This is a genomic window from Streptomyces sp. NPDC099050 (assembly GCF_044759865.1).
GTDB lineage: Bacteria > Actinomycetota > Actinomycetes > Streptomycetales > Streptomycetaceae > Streptomyces.
Map to the genome: position 1 here is coordinate 126640 of NZ_JBIWAE010000011.1, position 18462 is coordinate 145101.

An 18462-nucleotide genomic window follows, 5' to 3' on the forward strand; every position below is an offset into this window, starting at 1 on the left:
GGGCCCCGCACGGCAGGCACTACGCTCGCTCCCATGACCAAGAAGTTCGAATACGCGACCGTCCCGCTGCTGGTCCACGCCACCAAGCAGATCCTGGACACCTGGGGCGAGGACGGCTGGGAGCTCGTCCAGGTCGTCCCCGGCCCGAACAACCCCGAGCAGCTCGTGGCCTACCTGAAGCGGGAGAAGGCGGCATGAGCGGAGTCGTCGAGGCGAAGCTGGCCGAACTCGGCCTGACCCTGCCCGAGGTCGTCCCGCCGCTGGCCACGTACCAGCCGGCCGTCCGGTCGGGCGCCTACGTGTACACCGCGGGCCAGCTCCCGATGGTCAAGGGCAACCTGCCGGTCACCGGCAAGGTCGGCGCCGAGGTCTCGCCCGAGCAGGCCAAGGAACTGGCCGCGACCTGCGCGCTGAACGCGCTCGCCGCGGTGAAGTCCGTCGTCGGCGACCTCGACAAGATCGCGCGCGTCGTGAAGGTGGTGGGCTTCATCGCCTCCGCCCCCGACTTCACGGCCCAGCCGGGCGTGTTGAACGGCGCGAGCGAGCTGCTGGGCGCCGTCCTCGGCGACAAGGGCGTGCACGCCCGCAGCGCGGTCGGGGTGGCCGTCCTCCCGCTGGACGCCCCGGTCGAGATCGAGATCCAGGTCGAACTGGTCCCCGGAGCCTGACGCCGTCTTCCGCCCCGGATCCAGCCTCGCCGGCGTTCGAGGCGCGGGGTCTGGGGCGGAGCCCTGGGAGGGGTCCGGGCGCGGCCCGGTACCCCCTCCCAGCCCGTCCGGCGCTTGAGGACCGGGGTCCGGGGTCCGGGCAGAGCCCGGGGAACGGGCGAAGGGCGGGTAGGGGAACTCCGCCCCGCGCAGCGGCACCCCCGCAGCCGGGCCGGGCCCGGCCCCCGCGCAGCGGCACCCCCCGGCAGCGTGTGCAACAAGGGCACCCCTCGAACATCGGCCCGGATGCCCGTAGCATCCCGCCATGCCGAATGGTCAGTACGGTCAGCAAGAGCCCTCCGCCGGAGGTCAGTGGTACCCGCCGGAGTGGCCCGACCGGATCCGCGCGCTCGCGGACGGCGCCCTCACCCCGGTGGAACCCAGGCGCGCCGCCACCGTGATGCTGCTGCGCGACACCCCCGACGGCCCCGCCGTGCACATGCTCCGCCGCCGCGCCGAGATGGCCTTCGCCGGAGGCGCCTACGCGTATCCCGGCGGCGGTGTGGACCCCCGCGACGAGGACCACCTCATCGGCTGGGCCGGCCCGAGCCGCGCCGAGTGGGCGCAGCGCATGGGCACCGACCCCGCCACCGCCCAGGCGATCGTCTGCGGAGCCGTCCGCGAGACCTTCGAGGAGGCCGGGGTCCTGCTCGCGGGCGAGTCCGCGGACACCGTCGTCGGCGACACCACCGGCGAGGACTGGGAGGCCGCCCGCGCGGCCCTGGTCGCCCGTGAACTGTCCTTCGCCGAGTTCCTCGACCGCCGGGGCCTGGTCCTGCGCTCCGACCTGCTCGGCGCGTGGGCCCGCTGGATCACCCCGGAGTTCGAGCCGCGCCGGTACGACACCTGGTTCTTCGTCGCGGCCCTCCCCGAAGGCCAGCGCACCCGCAACGCCTCCACCGAGGCCGACCGCACGGTCTGGATCCGCCCCGCCGAGGCCGCCGCCGGCTACGACAAGGGCGAGCTGCTGATGATGCCGCCCACCATCACCACCCTGCGCTCCCTGGAGCCCTACGGGAGCCCCGCCGAGGCCCTGGCCGCGGCCGGCGGCCAGGACCTGACCCCGGTCCTCGCCCGGGCCACCCTCACGGACGGGGAGCTCGTGCTCAGCTGGCCGGGCCACGACGAGTTCACCAAGCGCGTCCGCCTCACGGCGCCCGGCACCCCGGGCCCTGGCCTCGCCGGGCCCCGGCCCGCGCACCCGGGAGGAGCCCCCGCATGACCGATGCCGCCGCCCTGCCCGGCCAGCCCCGCGGGATGGTCGTCTCCGGGCCCGCCACCGCCCGCGCGGTCAACGTCCTGGCCCCGAACGCTTCCGCGATGACCCTCGACGGCACCAACACCTGGCTCGTCTCCGAGCCCGGCTCCGACCTGGCCGTGGTGATCGACCCCGGGCCGCTGGACGACGTACACCTGCGCGTGGTGATCGCCGCCGCCGAGGAGGCGGGCAAGCGGGTCGGGCTCACCCTCCTGACCCACGGCCACCCCGACCACGCGGAGGGCGCCGCCCGCTTCGCCGAGCTGACCCGGACGAAGGTCCGCGCCCTGGACCCGGCCCTGCGCCTGGGCGACGAGGGCCTGGCCGCCGGGGACGTCGTCCGCACGGGCGGTCTGGAGCTGCGCGTGGTGCCGACGCCCGGCCACACCGCGGACTCGCTCTGCTTCCACCTGCCCGCCGACCGCGCGGTCCTGACGGGCGACACGATCCTGGGGCGGGGCACGACGGTCGTCGCGCACCCCGACGGGCGCCTGGGCGACTACCTGGACTCCCTGCGCCGGCTGCGCTCGCTGACGGTCGACGACGGGGTCCACACGGTGCTCCCGGGGCACGGGCCGGTCCTGGACGACGCGCAGGGCGCGGTGGAGTTCTACCTGGCCCACCGGGCCCACCGCCTCGCGCAGATCGAGACGGCGGTCGAGAACGGCCTGACCACCCCCGGGGCGGTCGTCGCCCACGTCTACGCGGACGTGGACCGGTCGCTGTGGCCGGCCGCGGAGTGGTCCGTACGCGCGCAGCTGGAGTACCTGAAGGAGCACGGGCTGATCCCCGGGGCCCCGGACTGAGCGGGCCGCGAGCGGCTAGCCCGCAGGGCGGGGCGTCTTCGTCCCGTGCCGGGCCGTGTACTCGTCCGCGAGCCACGGCCCGAGGTCCTCGACGTAGGCGCGCAGCACGGCCGGGTCCGCGACCGGGTCCAGCGCGGCGGCGGCCGCGGCGCGCATCTGCCCGGCGCGCTCGGGGTAGTACTGCCCGAACACCTCCGCGGACTCGGTGAGGTCGCGGGTCCAGCCGCCCCACCGCGGCATCACTAGGGTGAACCCGGTCCGTACGAGGTGCCGCGATACGCCGCGGCACAGCTTGCGGTACTCCTCCGGCGTGGCCGCCGCCCGGATCCGCTCGCGCACCCCGGGCAGCAGCGCGGCCAGGTCGCCGTTGGTCTCGCGGGCGAGCAGGCTGTCCGGACGGTACCGGGGCAGGTGCTCGGCCAGGTCCGCGCCGAGCAGCGGGGTGCACAAGGCGGCGAGGAACCAGCCCAGGTCGTAACGTTCCTGCTCGCTCAGCAGCCGGTCCTTGCCGTACAGCAGGACCCCCACCCCGTCGATCTCCGGGAACTCCTCGTCGAGGCCGCGCGCCAGTGCCTCGGTGGTGTCGCGGTCCTCCCCGCCGGGCGCGTGGTGCAGGGCGATCAGCAGGTCGAGGTCGGACCGCCCGGGCCGGGCCGTCCCGCGCGGCACGGACCCGTACAGGTAGGCGCTGTGCAGCCGTCGCCCGTACGCGTCCCCGATCCGCTCCCGCGCGGCGGCGACGACCGGGCGGAACTCGGCCGGCACCTGCCCGAGCGAGCCTTCGCGCTCGAAGTACCCGTACGCGTCGAGGCCTCTGTGCTCCATGGGTCCACTGTGCTCAATGCCGGCCCCGTCGGCGTTCGAGGCGCGGGGGCGCGGGGGAAGAGCCCCCGGAACGGCGGCCCGGGCACACGAAAAGGGGGCCCCGCCCGACCGGGCAGGACCCCTCGACGGAGGCTACGGACGTCAGCGGGAGCGCTTCGCGAGCCGCTCCACGTCCAGCAGGATCACCGCGCGGGCCTCCAGGCGGAGCCATCCGCGTCCCGCGAAGTCGGCCAGGGCCTTGTTCACGGTCTCGCGCGACGCGCCGACGAGCTGGGCCAGCTCCTCCTGCGTGAGGTCGTGCACGACGTGGATGCCCTCCTCCGACTGCACGCCGAAGCGGCGCGACAGGTCGAGGAGCGCACGGGCCACGCGGCCCGGAACGTCGGAGAAGACCAGGTCGGACATCTGGTCGTTGGTCTTGCGCAGGCGCCGCGCGACGGCGCGCAGCAGCGCGGTCGCCACCTCGGGCCGGGCGTTCAGCCAGGGCTGGAGGTCTCCGTGACCCAGACCCAGCAGTTTGACCTCGGTCAGCGCGGTGGCGGTGGCGGTGCGCGGGCCCGGGTCGAACAGCGACAGCTCGCCGATCAGCTCTCCGGGGCCGAGGACGGCCAGCATGTTCTCGCGGCCGTCGGGGGAGGTGCGGTGCAGCTTCACCTTGCCCTCGGTGACGACGTAGAGCCGGTCACCGGGGTCGCCCTCGTGGAACAGCGCGTCACCACGTGCGAGGGTCACCTCGCCCATGGAGGCGCGGAGCTCCGCGGCCTGCTCGTCATCGAGCGCCGCGAAGAGCGGGGCACGCCGCAGTACGTCGTCCACGAGTCTCTCTCCTATGTCGACCAGCCAGGGGATCGCTCCCCCATTTTGCCGGACGGCTCAAACAGTGCGATCAATCACGTTCATCACAAGGATGCCGGACGTACGGGTGTGCTGTGCGGCGAGAGGCCGATCGGGGTGGTGTTACCTGAGGTCCGGGATGGTTCTGGCGGCTCCTTCCCGGACCGGCCGGGCGTCCAACAGGCCGGTGAGAGCACAGGCCAAGGGGTCCGGGGGAGTGACGGCCACGGCAAATTCAGCCGTGGGCGAACATGGCCCGGTGGGAGCCCTCCCGGAGCAGTCAGCCCCGCTCCAGGGCAAAACTTCGGCCAAGAAACCCCTTCCGGGCGGAGGTCACGTCCGGCCACGGGCGGAGGGCCGCGCGGCGTAGCCTTCGGGGATGGCAGAGAGCAAGGTCAAGAAGGCCGGGGCGAAGCCGGAGAGCCATCTGGCGATGGTGCGGCGGGCGCGCAGGATCAACCGTGAGCTGGCGGAGGTCTACCCGTACGCGCACCCGGAGCTCGACTTCCGCAACCCCTTCGAGCTGCTGGTCGCCACCGTCCTGTCCGCGCAGACCACCGACCTGCGCGTGAATCAGACGACCCCGGCCCTCTTCGCCGCGTACCCGACCCCCGAGGACATGGCCGGAGCCGATCCGGAGGCGCTGGAGGAGATCATCCGGCCGACCGGGTTCTTCCGGGCCAAGGCCAAGTCCCTGCTCGGCCTCTCGCAGGCGCTGCGCGACAACTTCGGCGGTGAGGTGCCGGGCCGCATCGAGGACCTGGTGACGCTCCCCGGGGTCGGCCGCAAGACGGCGAACGTGGTCCTCGGCAACGCCTTCGGCGTCCCCGGGATCACGGTCGACACCCACTTCGGCCGGCTGGTGCGGCGCTGGAAGTGGACCGAGCAGGAGGACCCGGAGAAGGTCGAGGCGGAGATCTGCGCGATCTTCCCGAAGAGCGAGTGGACGATGCTCTCGCACCGCGTCGTCTTCCACGGCCGCCGGATCTGCCATTCCCGCAAGCCCGCCTGCGGGGCCTGCCCGATCGCACCGCTCTGCCCGTCCTACGGGGAGGGCGAGACCGATCCGGAGAAGGCGGCGAAGCTCCTGAAGTACGAGAAGGGCGGCCAGCCCGGCCAGCGCCTGACCCCGCCCCCGGATTACCCGGGCCTCCCGGCGCCTGCCCGCGCTTGAGCCGAATACCAGCCTCGCCGGAGTTCGAGGCGCGGGGGTTCGGGGGCGGAGCCCCGCAACGCCGCCGCACCCGCAAGGAACGAATCGCTACCCGCACCGCGTTCGGCGATGTGTGGGGGACCACGGACAGGGGTGCCTATGACAGAGGCCACGCAGAACCGCCGGGCGGGCGCCGCCGGGCCCGGCTCAGCCACCGCGCGGGAGGCCCCGTACGACACCCGGCGCGGCCGGCGCGGAAGCATTGACCTCCGTACCCAGGGCCTGCCCGGCTGGCTGGACCCCGTCGTCGAGGCGGCCCGGACGGTGCGGCCCACCCAGCTGAGCCGGTTCCTGCCCCCGGAGGACGGCCGCGGCCGCCAGTCCGCCGTACTGATCCTCTTCGGCGAGGGCCCGCGCGGCCCCGAGCTGCTGCTGATGGAGCGCGCGGGCACCCTGCGCTCGCACCCCGGCCAGCCCTCCTTCCCCGGCGGCGCCCTCGACCCCGAGGACGGCGACCCGCGCACCACCGGCCCGCTGCGGGCCGCCCTGCGCGAGGCCGAGGAGGAGACCGGTCTGGATCCGGCCGGGGTCCAGCTCTTCGGCGTGCTGCCCCCGCTCTACATCCCGGTCAGCGAGTTCGTCGTGACCCCGGTGCTCGGCTGGTGGCGCGCCCCCAGCCCGGTGGGCGTCGTCGACCCGGCCGAGACCGCCCGCGTCTTCACGGTGCCCGTGGCCGATCTCACGGACCCCGGGAACCGGGTCACCGTCGTGCACCCCGGCGGCTTCCAGGGCCCGGCCTTCACCGTGGAATCGGCTCTGGTCTGGGGTTTCACCGCCGGGGTGATCGACCGGATCCTGCACTTCGCCGGCTGGGAGCGCCCCTGGGACCGGTCCCGGGAAGTCCCGCTCGACTGGCGCGCATGAGACGGTGAGCCCTGTGAACGTGCTGGACATCTTGTTGCTGCTCGCCGCCGTGTGGTTCGCGATCGTCGGCTATCGCCAGGGGTTCGTCGTCGGCATCCTGTCGGTGATCGGCTTCCTCGGCGGTGGTCTCGTCGCCGTGTCCCTGCTGCCCCTGATCTGGGACCGGGTCACCGACAACGGCACCCAGGTGTCCACCACGGTCGTCATCATCGCCGTGGTCGTGATCATCATCTGTGCCTCGATCGGCCAGGCACTGACCACCCACCTGGGCAACAAGCTCCGGCGCCACATCACATGGTCCCCGGCCCGCGCGCTGGACGCGACGGGCGGCGCCCTGGTGAACGTGGTCGCGATGCTGCTGGTGGCCTGGCTGATCGGTTCCATGGTCGCCGGCACGTCCATTCCCACGCTGGGCAAGGAAGTCCGCAACTCCAAGGTGCTCTTCGGCGTCTCGCGGGTCCTTCCCGCGCAGGCGAACACCTGGTTCACGGACTTCAGCTCCACCCTGGCCCGCAACGGCTTCCCGCAGGTCTTCAGCCCGTTCTCCAACGAGCCGATCACCGAGGTCAAGCCGCCGGACCCGCTGCTCGCGCGCAGCACCGTGGCCGAGTACGCCAAGCAGTCGATCGTGAAGGTCGTCGGCACGGCGCCCGCGTGCAGCAAGGTGCTGGAGGGCACCGGCTTCGTCTTCGCGCCGGGCAAGGTGATGACCAACGCGCACGTCGTCGGCGGGGTCGCCGAACCGACCGTGCAGGTCGGCGGCGAGGGCAAGCTCTACGACGGCAAGGTCGTGCTCTACGACTGGGAGCGCGACATCGCCGTCCTGGACGTGCCCAGGCTGAAGGCGCCCGCGCTGGAGTTCACCGACAAGGACGCGGCGAGCGGCAGCGACGCCATCGTCGCGGGCTTCCCGGAAAACGGCTCCTACGACGTCCGCGCGGCGCGCGTGCGCGGCCGGATCAACGCCACCGGCCCGGACATCTACCACCGGGGAACCGTGCGACGGGACGTCTACTCCCTGTACGCGACGGTCCGCCAGGGCAACTCCGGCGGCCCGCTGCTGACGCCCGAGGGCAAGGTGTACGGGGTCGTCTTCGCGAAGTCCCTCGACGACCCCAACACCGGTTACGCCCTGACCGCGGACGAGATCCGCGAGGACATCCGGTCCGGCGCGACGGCGGACCGGCGGGTCAACAGCCAGGGCTGCGCCCTCTGAGCCCACGGGAGCCTCGAGGGGCTCCCGTGGCGCCGCCCCGGGCCCGGTGGGCCCTGCCGGCCGTCTGAGCCCCTGTCTACGTACGCTGGTGCCTGAGCCGGGCGGAGACCCAGCGGGCCCGCCGGCGCAGGATGCGCGGAATCCCGAGGCGGGGGTCGTCGTGGCCTTCGCGGCCCTGCCCCCTGTGCGTGCCCGGCGTGACCGTCGAGCGGCGTTCGTGTGCGGTGTCACCGTAGTCGTGCGTCCAGCTCATACTCCGAGCTGTGCCCGGGGTCCAAGGTCGGTAATCGCCTCGGGGGCGGCTATTTGGCCTATGCGTCAGGCAATTGAATGCTTGTCATATAAGCGGCTCGGCGGTATCGGTGGGAGGGGGTGCCGGGCTCAGCGGTCCGGCTCGGGATCCTTCAGCCAGTTGACCAGCTCGGTCGAGAACGCCGCCGGGTCCTCCTCGTGGGGGAAGTGCCCCAGCCCGTCGAAGAGCCGCCAGCGGTACGGGGCTTCGACGTACTGCCCGGACCCGGCCGCGCTCCGCGTCCGCATCACCGGATCGAGCGAGCCGTGCAGGTGCAGGGTCGGCACCCGCACCGGCCGCTTCATGCGCCGGTTGAACTGCAGGCCGTCGGGCCGGGCCATGGACCGCATCATCCAGCGGTACGGCTCGACCGAACAGTGCGCCGTGGAGGGGATGCACATCGCGCGCCGGTACACCGCGACGTCCTCCTCGTCGGGGAGCCGCGGGCCCGACCAGTCCCGGATCAGTTCGCCGACGAGCGCACCGTCGTCGGCGACGAGCTGACGCTCCGGCACGAACGGCCGCTGGAAGCCCCAGATGTGCGAGCTGGCGCGGGTCTGCCCGAAGTCGGACAGCATCGCGGACCGCCAGCGACGCGGATGCGGCATCGAGGACACCACCAGCCGGCGCACCAGCTTCGGCCGCATCACCGCCGCCGTCCAGGCGAGGTAGCCGCCCAGGTCGTGCCCCACGAGGGCGGCGTCGGGCTCGCCGAGGGACCGTACGACCCCGGTGATGTCGAGCGCCAGGTTGGCCGGGTCGTACCCGCGGGGGGTGCGGTCGCTGCCGCCCACCCCGCGCAGGTCCATCGCGACCGCCCGGTAGCCCGCGTCGGCCAGCGCGGTCATCTGGTGCCGCCAGGTCCACCAGAACTGCGGGAACCCGTGCAGGAGCAGCACCAGCGGTCCGTCACCCAGCTCGGCGACGTGGAACCGCGCCCCGTTGGCCGCGACGTCCCGGTGCGTCACTTCCCGCCCGCCGGGGAGGGCGATCCGGACCGCCGTGGCCGCGGTGGGGGGCGTACCGGACGCGCCGGAATCCGACGAGGGGGAGGTCATGAGGACGAGCGTGCCACACCCACGGCGTTGTCACTGACCGACCGGGCGTGGGGCTTGACGGTGCCGACGAGGGCCGCCGTCTCCTTGACCGAGGCGATGGTCTTCACCGGCGGCTTGATCTTCTTGAACTTCGCCATGGCGATCAGCCCGATCACGCCCGCGAGCAGCCAGAACGCCACACCGACGATCAGGAAGGACCAGGCCAGCCCGAGCCCGAGGTTGTGGATCCCGTAGGCCGCCGCGAAGCTCAGCACCGGCAGCGAGAAGAGGAGGAGCACGCCGGCGACGATGGCGGCTCCGCTGCCGATGCCCGCGCGCTTGACGTCCTGCTTGATCTCCACCTTGGCGAGGGCGATCTCGTCGTGCACCAGGGCGGACATCTCGGCGGTGGCCGAGGCGACCAGCTGGCCGAGTGTGCGCTCGGCTCCTGGGGCCCCTTGGTCCACTGCGCTCATCGCTCTCTCCCTCTGTCGTCCGTCATCCGACTGCGACGGCTGTCCTGTCGTCAGGTCAGATCATGCCGGACGGCCGCCGTCGGCGCTGGAACCGCCCGGAGCTTCGGCCGCCGCGATCGCGGCCGCCTCCGCCTTGCGCAGGTGCTCCGCGGCCTTGGCCTCGTAGATCTTCGCCATCCGCAGGTGGTAGTCCGGCTTGTCCTGCTCGTAGATGTCGGGGATGCCGTCGAGGTCCTCGTCGCGCTCCTCCTCCTCGATGAGCGCCTTGTACTTCCGGTTGCGCATCTTGAGCAGCACGCACGCGAGGACCGCGGCGATGAGCGAACCGATCAGGACGGCGGCCTTGATCTCGTCCGTGAGGACGGGGTCGTCGGTGAAGGCGAGCTCGCCGATCAGGAGCGAGACGGTGAAGCCGATGCCGGCGAGCGAGGCGACCGCGAAGACGTCCGGCCAGGCGAGGTCGTCGTTGAGCTCGGCCTTGGTGAAGTGGGCGGCGAGCCAGGTGCCGCCGAAGATGCCGAGCGTCTTGCCGACGACGAGGCCGAGCACCACGCCGAGGGTCTCGGGCCGGGTGAAGACCTGGCCGATGGCCTCGTCGGACAGGGAGACGCCGGCGGAGAAGAGGGCGAAGAGCGGTACGGCGAGACCGGCGGAGACGGGCCGGACCAGGTGCTCGATGTGCTCGCCGGGGGAGTGCTCCTCGCCCTCCTTGCGGTGGCAGCGCAGCATCAGGCCCATGGCGACACCGGCGATGGTGGCGTGGACGCCGCTGTTGTACATCAGGCCCCAGATGACCAGGGCGAGCGGGACGTAGACGTACCAGCCGCGCACGCCTCCGCGGAGCAGGAACCAGAAGAGGACCAGGCCCGCGACCGCACCGCCGAGCGCCAGGAAGTTGATCTCGCTGGTGAAGAACACCGCGATGATCATGATGGCGAACAGGTCGTCGACGACGGCCAGGGTCAGCAGGAACGCGCGCAGGGCGGACGGCAGCGAGGTGCCGATGACGGCGAGGACGGCCAGGGCGAAGGCGATGTCGGTGGCGGTCGGGACCGCCCAGCCGTCCGTCGAGCCGTTGCCGAGCACGTTGGTCAGTACGTAGACCAGCGCGGGCACGGCCATGCCGCAGATCGCGGCGATCACCGGGAGCGCGGCCGCCTTGGCGTCGCGCAGGTCGCCCGCGACGAGTTCGCGCTTGAGCTCGATGCCGGCGACGAAGAAGAAGATGGCGAGCAGGCCGTCGGCCGCCCAGTGCTGGAGCGAAAGGTCCAGGCCGAGGGAGGCGGGGCCGATGTGGAAGGAGCGGACGCTGTCGTAGCTCGCCGAGATGGCGGGCACGTTCGCCCAGATGAGTGCGGCGATCGCGGCCACGAGGAGGAGGACGCCGCCGACCGTCTCGGCGCGCAGGGCGTCGGCCACGAAGCGGCGCTCCGGCAGCGAGAGGCGGCCGAGGAGCTTGCGGCTCTGGTTGTCGGTGGGGCTGGGCGCGGCCACGGGGGGCACCTCCGGGGTGGGTTGGACGGCATGGCGAAGCATGTTGCCGACCAGACTTCCCGGCGCACCCTGTGGAGTAGTTCTTTAACCATCTAATACTTTACAGGGTGTACGCGTGGGTGTATCCGGTGATCGTCACTTTATGTGCGAAAGGGGCATCCGGCGCGGCGCGCCGGATGCCCCTTTCGTCGTGTCGTACCAGTGCGTCAGTCGGTGTTTCAGTCCTCGCTGCCGGCCGCCGGCAGCTTGCTCTGGATCAGGTCCATGACCGAGGAGTCCGCGAGCGTGGTGACGTCACCGACCGCGCGGTTCTCGGCCACGTCGCGCAGCAGGCGGCGCATGATCTTGCCCGAGCGGGTCTTCGGCAGCTCCTGCACGGGCAGGATCCGCTTCGGCTTGGCGATCGGGCCGAGCGTGGCACCCACGTGATTGCGCAGCTCCGCGACCAGGGTGTCCGTCTCGGAGGCGCTGCCGCGCAGGATGACGAAGGCCACGATGGCCTGGCCGGTGGTCTCGTCGGCCGCGCCGACGACGGCCGCCTCGGCGACCGAGGGGTGCGAGACGAGCGCCGACTCCACCTCGGTGGTCGAGATGTTGTGACCGGACACCAGCATCACGTCGTCCACCCGGCCGAGCAGCCAGATGTCGCCGTCCTCGTCCTTCTTGGCGCCGTCGCCCGCGAAGTACTTGCCCTCGAAGCGCGACCAGTACGTGTCGATGTACCGCTGGTCGTCGCCCCAGATCGTGCGCAGCATCGAGGGCCACGGCTCGGTGAGGACCAGGTAACCGCCTCCGCCGTTCGGGACCTCGTTCGCCTCGTCGTCCACGACGGTCGCGGCGATGCCGGGCAGCGCGCGCTGGGCCGAACCGGGCTTGGTCTCGGTGACGCCCGGCAGCGGGGAGATCATCATGGCGCCGGTCTCGGTCTGCCACCACGTGTCCACGATCGGGCAGCGGTCGCCGCCGATGTGCTTGCGGTACCAGATCCAGGCCTCGGGGTTGATCGGCTCACCGACCGAGCCAAGGACGCGCAGGCTCGAGAGGTCGAACTTCGCGGGGATGTCGTCGCCCCACTTCATGAACGTACGGATCGCGGTGGGCGCGGTGTAGAGGATGGTGACGCCGTACTTCTGCACGACCTCCCAGAACCGGCCCTGGTGCGGGGTGTCCGGCGTGCCCTCGTACATCACCTGGGTGGCGCCGTTGGCGAGCGGCCCGTAGACGATGTAGGAGTGCCCGGTCACCCAGCCGATGTCGGCGGTGCACCAGTAGACGTCGCTCTCCGGCTTCAGGTCGAACACCGCGTGGTGGGTGTACGAGGCCTGCGTGAGGTAGCCGCCGGAGGTGTGCAGGATGCCCTTGGGCTTACCCGTGGTCCCCGAGGTGTAGAGGATGAACAGCGGGTGCTCCGCGTCGAAGGCCTGCGGCGCGTGCTCCGTGCTCTGGCGCTCGACGATCTCGTGCCACCAGACGTCCCGGCCCTCGGTGAAGGCGGTGTCCTGGCCGGTGCGGCGCACCACGAGGACGTGCTCGACCTGCGGGCACTTGGCGACGGCCTCGTCGATGGCGGGCTTCAGCGCGGAGGGCTTGCCACGGCGGTAGCCGCCGTCGGAGGTGATGACCAGCTTCGCGTCGGCGTCCTGGATGCGGGAGGCGACGGCGTCGGCGGAGAAACCGCCGAAGACCACGGAGTGCGCGGCGCCGACGCGGGCGCACGCGAGCATCGCGACGACGGCCTCGGGGATCATCGGCAGGTAGACGGCGACCCGGTCGCCGGCCCGCACGCCCAGCTCGGTCAGGGCGTTCGCGGCCTTGGAGACCTCGTCCTTGAGCTCGGCGTAGGTGATCGAGCGGCTGTCGCCGGGCTCGCCCTCGAAGTGGATCGCCACGCGGTCGCCGTTGCCGGCCTCGACGTGACGGTCCACGCAGTTGTACGCGACGTTCAGCTTGCCGTCCGCGAACCACTTCGCGAAGGGCGGGTTGCTCCAGTCGAGGGTCTCGGTCGGCTCGGTGACCCAGCTCAGGCGGCGCGCCTGCTCGGCCCAGAAGCCCAGCCGGTCCGCGTCGGCCTGTGCGTACGCAGCCTCAGTCACATTGGCGGCGGCGGCCAGATCGGCGGGCGGTGCGAACCGCCGCTCCTCTTTGAGCAGATTGGCCAGGCTTTCATTGCTCACGACGCATCTCCCTTTCCCAGGGTGTCCGTTGTGTCCCCGGTTGTGTCCCGGGCCTAGCTCATCAGTCAATGGCCCGGGTGACAAGAGGCTGCCGGGAATTGGTGTAGACCTATTACCCGGCCGGGCCCACGCGCGAGTGGCCCCCTCCCGCTGCAGAGTGCGGAAGGGGGCCACCGAGTGGCACGGATACGGGAGGGTATCGGTTCAAAGATCCCGCCGAGGATCCGGCGGACGGCCCGGCGGGCGGGTCTGCCCGTTCAGCCGCGCAGCGCGCCCGCGCCCACGGTGTCGAAGACCCGGCAGTCGAAGAAGTCCTGCCCCTCCGACAGCAGGTAGGCCTGTGCCTCGCCGACGTGGAAGTACATCCCGTGCAGCTCCAGCGTGCCCTCGGCGAGTCGCCGGGCCACCGCTTCGTGGGCCTTCAGGTGCTCCAGCTGCTGCACCACATTGGTCAGGCAGAGCTGCTCCACGGCGTCCGCCGGCAGCCTTCCGGAGATCCGCGCCCAGGCGTGATGGCGACTGGCCATCCGCTCCAGGCTCGGCAGCCCGTGCCGCAGCCACCTGCGCAGCGGGGTCATGGGCACCCCGGGCGCCGAGTTGAGCAGCGCCTGCATGGCCCCGCACCCCGAATGCCCGCACACGGTGATGCTGTCCACCTTCAGGACGTCCACGGCGTACTCGATGGCCGCCGCGACCGAGTCGTCCGTGGACTCGGCCCCCGGGAGGGGTACGAGGTTGCCGACGTTGCGGACGGTGAACAGGTCCCCGGGGCCGCTGGCCGTGATCATGCTGGTCACCAGGCGGGAGTCCGCACAGGTGAGGAAGAGCTGCGAGGGCCGCTGCCCCTCCCGGGCCAGCCGGGCCAGCTCCTCGCGCACGTGCGGAGCCGTGTCCCGCTGGAAGGCGCTGATCCCGTTGGCCAGTTGCCCGGCGCCGCGTCCGCGGGGCCCGGCCGGCGCGGTGGGGGCCGGTGCCGGGGCGGGAGGCTCGGCCGGGCTCTCGGCCGCCGCCGGGCTCCCCGCCGCCTCCGCGTCCGTACGGTCCACCGTGCCGCGGTGGTCGCAATGGTTCTGCCAGGGGGTCCAGGGCCGGCAGCACTGGTGGTCCCCGCGCTGCGCATTGCGCTGGGCACCTCGCTCGGCGTGCTCCGCCCGCTGGGCCTGCTCCGCTTCGGCGATCCTGGCTCCCGACCGGCCGGTGACCTCCAGCGAGCCGCCGTGGGCGAGGTGGGAATCCTGCCAGTCCTGGAGGGTCTCGTAGGCGGCGTGGTCCATGAACGAGCCGTCGAGCTCGATGACGGCGTGCCCGTGGTGCGGGATCTGATTCAGCACCCGGCTCAGCCGCGGCACCGCCAGGAAGGTCAACTGCCCGCGGGCCCAAACCCGGTGGACCCCGCTGTCGAGCTGCTCGACGGTGATCCGGGTCCGGGCCAGGCGGTGCAGGGCCAGGGCGACGGCCATCGCGATGCCGATGGCGACGCCTTCCAGGACCCCTCCGAGCACCACGGCCACGATGGTGGTGGCGTAGACCAGGATCTCGCGGTGCCGGGTGACGGTGCGCAGGTGCGTGGCGCTCACCATCTGCACGCCCACCGCCATCACCAGCGCGGCGAGCGCGGCGAGCGGGATCAGATCGAGCGCGGGGACGAGCAGTCCCGCGGCGAGCAGGATCCACAGCCCGTTCAGCATCGAGGAACGGCGGCTGACGGCACCGGCCTTGACGTTGGCCATGCTGCGGACGGCGCCGCCCGCGACGGGCAGTCCGCCCAGCGCGCCGGAGACGATGTTCGCGGCGCCCTGGCCGCGCAGTTCGCGGTTGAGGTCGGCCCGTGGGGGACGCTGCCCGGTGCCCCGCTGGGCGGCGATCAGCTTGTCGGTGGCCACGGCCGAGAGCAGGGATTCCACGCTGCCGACCAGGGTGATGGTCAGGACGGCGGCGATGATGCCGAGGACCGGGCCCTCGGGCAGTTCGGGCAGCGCGTGGCTGCGCCAGGACGGCAGGTCCACGCGGGGCAGGCTGAGCCCGGCGAGGGTGGCGCAGGCCGTGGCGACGGCGACGGCGGCCAGCGCGGCGGGCACCTTGCGCAGGTGCCGCCCGGTGCGTCCCGGCAGCCGCGGCCAGCAGAGCAGGACGGCCAGGGTGAGCACGCTGATGCCGAGCGCGGCGGGATGAAGATCGGCCAACTGGTCGGGCAGTCCGCGGACATTGGCCAGGGCGGAGCTCTGCGGGGTGCCGCCGAGCACGATGTGGAGCTGTGCCAGCGCGATCGTCACGCCGACACCGGCGAGCATTCCGTGGACGATCGCCGGGCTGACCATCAGCGCGGACCGGGCGGTCCGCAGGACGGCCAGGCCGAGCTGGCACAGCCCGGCGAGCACTGTGATGGCACAGGTGGTGCGCCAGCCGTAGTGCTGGATCAACTCGGCGGTGACGACGGTGAGTCCGGTCGCGGGGCCGCTGACCTGGAGCGGTGTCCCGCCGAGCCGTGCGGCCACGAGCCCGCCGGCCGCCGCGGCGACGAGCCCGGCCTGGAGCGGGGCGCCGGTGGCCAGGGCGATGCCGAGCGAGAGCGGCAGGGCGATCAGGAAGACGGCGACGGAGGCGGAGAGGTCGGCCTGGAGGCCGGACCGGGTGCCGGCCGGGACGCCGGCCGGGAGGTCTTTGGCGGAGGGAGGGGAAGGGGGGGAGGGGATGTCTGTCATAGGTCCCGTCTCCTCGGGGGAGGGGTGAAGCGGCGGGATTCTCAACACTCGGTAAATGAACGGTAATGGAGAGTAAAGCCCGATGGGGGGTAATGCGGGCAAACGGCCTAGGAATTAGCGCTCACGAGTGATTAAGCATTTAGTCCGGCTTGTCACACCTTCCTTAAAACGGACCGCATGGGACGTTGCGGCGCGGAAGTCCTGCGATGGAACTGCGAGGGAAGAGGTGCGGCGGATGACTGCCACCACGAAGAGGCCCGCCACGAACAAGGCCGCCGGGAAGAGGATCGCCGGGAAGAGGATCGCCGGCGGCCTGGTGGCCACGGCGCTGGTCTTGGGAGCGGCCGGGTGCAGCACCTCGGAGCCCGCCGACCGTCCGGCCCCAGGAGGTCAGGCGGCCAAGAAGGGCGCGCCCGTGCCCGAGGGCCCGGCGCCGGGCAGCGTCAAGCGGCTCATCGGGGACGGCTCGACCGCGTACACGGGGCTGCAGCCGAACGTACGGAAGGCGGAGAAGCTGAAGCCCGGCGAAAAGCCGCCGCAGTTCGTCGTGTATTCGTGGGACGGGGCGGGCGAGGACAGTCAGAAGCTCTTCTCGCATTTCCGCGAGGTGGGCAAGAAGTACAACGCCCGTATGACGTACTTCCTCAGCGGCGTGTACATGCTCCCGGAGGAGAAACGTTCCCTCTACACCGCTCCTCAGCACTCCGCGGGCCGCTCCGACATCGGCTTCGGTGACCCCCAGGGCATCAAGGACACCGCCGAGCAGGTGCGCGGGGCCTGGCTGGAGGGCAACGAGATCGGCACCCACTTCAACGGCCACTTCTGCGGACCCGAGGGCGGCGTCGGGACCTGGTCGGTGGGGGAGTGGAAGAGCGAGATCAACCAGGCGAAGTCGTTCGTCAAGAACTGGAAGACGAACTCGCCGGCGCTGAAGGGCATGGAAGCGCTCCCGTTCGACTACGACAAGGAGATGATCGGGGCCCGCACCCCCTGCCTCGAAGGCCAGAAGAACTTCATGCTGGCGGCCAAGGAGATGGGCGGCTTCCGCTACGACTCCAGCGGCATCAGCAAGCAGATCTGGCCCAAGAAGACGGACGGCCTCTGGGACATCCCGCTCCAGCTGGTCCCCATGCCGGGCCGCGCCTTCGAAACGCTCAGCATGGATTACAACTACCTGGTCAACCAGTCCGGGACGACCACGCAGGGCGACCCCTCCCAGCACGCCTACTGGGGTGAGCAGATGCGCGACGGACTGGCCAAGGCATTCGAGCGGGCCTACCAGGGCAACCGCGCGCCGCTGATCATCGGCAACCACTTCGAATCCTGGAACGGCGGCACCTACATGCGCGCCGTCGAGGACTCCATCAAGACCATGTGCACGCAGAAGGACGTCCGCTGCGTGCCCTTCCGCGAGCTGGTGGACTGGCTGGACGCCCAGGACCCGAAGGCCCTGGAGTGGATGCGCACCCTCGACGTCGGCGAGGCGCCGAAGGAGGGCTGGAACACGTTCCTGACGGCGGGGCCGCCGGCCAAGCCGGCCGCCCCCGCCGGGGTCAAGCCGGCTGCGGAGCCGGCAGGAGCGAGTCAGAACGAGGAGTGAGCAGTTCCCGTAGGACGAAACCGGGGTCGACCTGCTCCGCCAGGTCGACCCCGGTCTTGGCGTTGCCCCAGCTCTCGGCGTTGCGCAGGTGGAAGTGGACCATCTGCTCGGTGTACCGCTCCCAGTCGCGGTGTGCGTAGGAGTCGTCGGCGGCGTCCTGCAGCGCCTGCAGGGCCAGCCGGTTGGTGGCTTCCAGCAGCTCGAAGGCGGCCGGGCGGCCCTTCTCCATCGCCCGTACCCAGTCCGACTGTCCGACGGTGACCAGCAGGTCGTCACCGGCCTCGTCCTGGAGGAACTCGATGTCCTCCGGGCCCTGCACCTTGTTGCCGACGACCTTGAGCGTGATCCCGAAGTCCCGCGCGTACTCCTTGTACTGGCGGTAGACGGAGACGCCCTTGCGGGTCGGTTCGGCGACCAGGAAGGTCACGTCGAAGCGGGTGAACATGCCGGAGGCGAAGGAGTCGGAGCCGGCCGTCATGTCGACCACGACGTACTCGTCCGGGCCGTCGGCGAGGTGGTTGAGGCAGAGCTCGACCGCGCCGACCTTGGAGTGGTAGCAGGCCACTCCCAGGTCGGACTCGGTGAACGGCCCCGTCGCCATCAGCCGTACGGGCTCTCCGTCGAGCGACAGGGTGCGCGCGCAGGCGTCGTAGACGGGGTTGTCCTCGTCCACGCGCAGCAGCCGGGAGCCGGTGCCGGGCGGAGTGGTCTTGATCATCGTGTCGGCGGAGGCGATGCGCGGGTTGGAGCCCCGCAGGTAGTCCTTGATGAGGGGCAGGTGCGCGCCCAGCGCGGGCAGCGAGGCCGCGTCGTCCTCGCTGAGTCCGAGCGCGGTGCCCAGGTGCTGGTTGATGTCGGCGTCCACCGCGACGACACGGGCTTCATTGGAGGCGAGGTGGCGGATGAAAAGGGAGGACAGCGTGGTCTTGCCGCTGCCGCCCTTCCCCACGAAAGCGATCTTCAT

17 protein-coding genes are annotated in these 18462 nt (G+C 71.7%); 8 read left to right on the plus strand and 9 right to left on the minus strand.

Annotated elements, in window-relative coordinates; translation table 11 throughout:
• Positions 1-33: 33 nt before the first annotated feature.
• The 4 genes from ACIQV3_RS20140 to ACIQV3_RS20155 all read left to right on the plus strand — a co-directional run bounded on the left by ACIQV3_RS20140 (position 34) and on the right by ACIQV3_RS20155 (position 2771).
• Positions 34-198, plus strand: a complete 165-nt coding sequence (locus ACIQV3_RS20140) for a DUF4177 domain-containing protein (RefSeq protein WP_112447450.1) — start codon at positions 34-36, stop codon at positions 196-198.
• Entirely contained in the window at positions 195-668 is a 474-nt protein-coding gene (locus tag ACIQV3_RS20145) for a RidA family protein (RefSeq protein WP_403713758.1), read from the plus strand. Before ACIQV3_RS20140 ends, ACIQV3_RS20145 begins: the two co-directional genes overlap by 4 nt.
• A 304-nt stretch (positions 669-972) precedes the next feature.
• A complete protein-coding gene (locus ACIQV3_RS20150) occupies positions 973-1929 on the plus strand; it encodes an NUDIX hydrolase (RefSeq protein ID WP_403713759.1) in 957 nt (318 codons plus the stop codon).
• Complete coding sequence (locus ACIQV3_RS20155; protein ID WP_403713760.1) at positions 1926-2771, plus strand: MBL fold metallo-hydrolase; 846 nt, start codon at positions 1926-1928, stop codon at positions 2769-2771. Before ACIQV3_RS20150 ends, ACIQV3_RS20155 begins: the two co-directional genes overlap by 4 nt.
• Before the next feature lie 15 nt (positions 2772-2786).
• Here ACIQV3_RS20155 and ACIQV3_RS20160 read toward each other — a convergent pair whose 3' ends face one another.
• Positions 2787-3596 (minus strand): nucleotidyltransferase domain-containing protein, encoded by an 810-nt coding sequence (locus ACIQV3_RS20160; RefSeq protein WP_403713761.1) that lies wholly within the window; start codon positions 3594-3596, stop codon positions 2787-2789.
• A 141-nt stretch (positions 3597-3737) separates the two neighbouring features.
• On the minus strand, positions 3738-4412 hold the full coding sequence (locus ACIQV3_RS20165; protein ID WP_003981529.1) for a Crp/Fnr family transcriptional regulator: 675 nt from the start codon (positions 4410-4412) through the stop codon (positions 3738-3740).
• Between the two features lie 397 nt (positions 4413-4809).
• Here ACIQV3_RS20165 and nth point away from each other — a divergent pair, with 397 nt between their 5' ends.
• The 3 genes from nth to ACIQV3_RS20180 all read left to right on the plus strand — a co-directional run bounded on the left by nth (position 4810) and on the right by ACIQV3_RS20180 (position 7723).
• Entirely contained in the window at positions 4810-5604 is a 795-nt protein-coding gene (gene nth / locus ACIQV3_RS20170) for an endonuclease III (RefSeq protein ID WP_403713762.1), read from the plus strand.
• Positions 5605-5742: 138 nt separating this feature from the next.
• On the plus strand, positions 5743-6507 hold the full coding sequence (locus tag ACIQV3_RS20175) for an NUDIX hydrolase (protein WP_403713764.1): 765 nt from the start codon (positions 5743-5745) through the stop codon (positions 6505-6507).
• A 13-nt stretch (positions 6508-6520) separates the two neighbouring features.
• The gene (locus tag ACIQV3_RS20180) at positions 6521-7723 is read left to right on the plus strand and encodes a MarP family serine protease (RefSeq protein ID WP_403713766.1); all 1203 of its coding nucleotides are present in this window, start codon (positions 6521-6523) and stop codon (positions 7721-7723) included.
• A 76-nt stretch (positions 7724-7799) separates the two neighbouring features.
• Here ACIQV3_RS20180 and ACIQV3_RS20185 read toward each other — a convergent pair whose 3' ends face one another.
• The 6 genes from ACIQV3_RS20185 to ACIQV3_RS20210 form a co-directional block, all read right to left on the minus strand.
• Positions 7800-7976 (minus strand): hypothetical protein, encoded by a 177-nt coding sequence (locus tag ACIQV3_RS20185; RefSeq protein ID WP_403713767.1) that lies wholly within the window; start codon positions 7974-7976, stop codon positions 7800-7802.
• Between the two features lie 128 nt (positions 7977-8104).
• Positions 8105-9073 carry an alpha/beta fold hydrolase gene (locus ACIQV3_RS20190; RefSeq protein ID WP_403713768.1) on the minus strand — a complete coding sequence of 323 codons (969 nt, stop codon included), beginning with the start codon at positions 9071-9073 and terminating at the stop codon, positions 8105-8107.
• A complete protein-coding gene (locus ACIQV3_RS20195; RefSeq protein WP_266906122.1) occupies positions 9070-9528 on the minus strand; it encodes a phage holin family protein in 459 nt (152 codons plus the stop codon). The genes ACIQV3_RS20190 and ACIQV3_RS20195 overlap by 4 nt, the downstream gene beginning before the upstream one ends.
• Positions 9529-9588: 60 nt before the next feature.
• The gene (nhaA, locus tag ACIQV3_RS20200; protein WP_403713769.1) at positions 9589-11064 is read right to left on the minus strand and encodes a Na+/H+ antiporter NhaA; all 1476 of its coding nucleotides are present in this window, start codon (positions 11062-11064) and stop codon (positions 9589-9591) included.
• A 176-nt stretch (positions 11065-11240) separates the two neighbouring features.
• Positions 11241-13196 (minus strand): acetate--CoA ligase, encoded by a 1956-nt coding sequence (acs, locus tag ACIQV3_RS20205; RefSeq protein ID WP_403713770.1) that lies wholly within the window; start codon positions 13194-13196, stop codon positions 11241-11243.
• Between the two features lie 257 nt (positions 13197-13453).
• Positions 13454-15898 carry a SulP family inorganic anion transporter gene (locus ACIQV3_RS20210; RefSeq protein WP_403713771.1) on the minus strand — a complete coding sequence of 815 codons (2445 nt, stop codon included), beginning with the start codon at positions 15896-15898 and terminating at the stop codon, positions 13454-13456.
• A gap of 235 nt (positions 15899-16133) precedes the next feature.
• On the opposite strand from ACIQV3_RS20210, the gene ACIQV3_RS20215 reads away from it, so the two are divergent.
• Positions 16134-17498 carry a hypothetical protein gene (locus ACIQV3_RS20215; protein ID WP_403713772.1) on the plus strand — a complete coding sequence of 455 codons (1365 nt, stop codon included), beginning with the start codon at positions 16134-16136 and terminating at the stop codon, positions 17496-17498.
• Here ACIQV3_RS20215 and ACIQV3_RS20220 read toward each other — a convergent pair.
• Positions 17452-18462 carry an ATP-binding protein gene (locus ACIQV3_RS20220; protein WP_403713773.1) on the minus strand — a complete coding sequence of 337 codons (1011 nt, stop codon included), beginning with the start codon at positions 18460-18462 and terminating at the stop codon, positions 17452-17454. The two genes, ACIQV3_RS20215 and ACIQV3_RS20220, sit on opposite strands and share 47 nt — an antisense overlap.

Coding starts and splice junctions, on each gene's coding strand:
- ACIQV3_RS20140 (WP_112447450.1), top strand. CDS start 34: ATGACCAAGAAGTTCGAATACGCGACCGTCCCGCTGCTGGTCCACGCC.
- ACIQV3_RS20145 (WP_403713758.1), top strand. CDS start 195: ATGAGCGGAGTCGTCGAGGCGAAGCTGGCCGAACTCGGCCTGACCCTG.
- ACIQV3_RS20150 (WP_403713759.1), top strand. CDS start 973: ATGCCGAATGGTCAGTACGGTCAGCAAGAGCCCTCCGCCGGAGGTCAG.
- ACIQV3_RS20155 (WP_403713760.1), top strand. CDS start 1,926: ATGACCGATGCCGCCGCCCTGCCCGGCCAGCCCCGCGGGATGGTCGTC.
- ACIQV3_RS20160 (WP_403713761.1), bottom strand. CDS start 3,596: ATGGAGCACAGAGGCCTCGACGCGTACGGGTACTTCGAGCGCGAAGGC.
- nth (WP_403713762.1), top strand. CDS start 4,810: ATGGCAGAGAGCAAGGTCAAGAAGGCCGGGGCGAAGCCGGAGAGCCAT.
- ACIQV3_RS20175 (WP_403713764.1), top strand. CDS start 5,743: ATGACAGAGGCCACGCAGAACCGCCGGGCGGGCGCCGCCGGGCCCGGC.
- ACIQV3_RS20185 (WP_403713767.1), bottom strand. CDS start 7,976: ATGAGCTGGACGCACGACTACGGTGACACCGCACACGAACGCCGCTCG.
- ACIQV3_RS20190 (WP_403713768.1), bottom strand. CDS start 9,073: ATGACCTCCCCCTCGTCGGATTCCGGCGCGTCCGGTACGCCCCCCACC.
- ACIQV3_RS20195 (WP_266906122.1), bottom strand. CDS start 9,528: ATGAGCGCAGTGGACCAAGGGGCCCCAGGAGCCGAGCGCACACTCGGC.
- nhaA (WP_403713769.1), bottom strand. CDS start 11,064: ATGCTTCGCCATGCCGTCCAACCCACCCCGGAGGTGCCCCCCGTGGCC.
- ACIQV3_RS20210 (WP_403713771.1), bottom strand. CDS start 15,898: ATGACAGACATCCCCTCCCCCCCTTCCCCTCCCTCCGCCAAAGACCTC.
- ACIQV3_RS20215 (WP_403713772.1), top strand. CDS start 16,134: ATGACTGCCACCACGAAGAGGCCCGCCACGAACAAGGCCGCCGGGAAG.
- ACIQV3_RS20220 (WP_403713773.1), bottom strand. CDS start 18,462: ATGAAGATCGCTTTCGTGGGGAAGGGCGGCAGCGGCAAGACCACGCTG.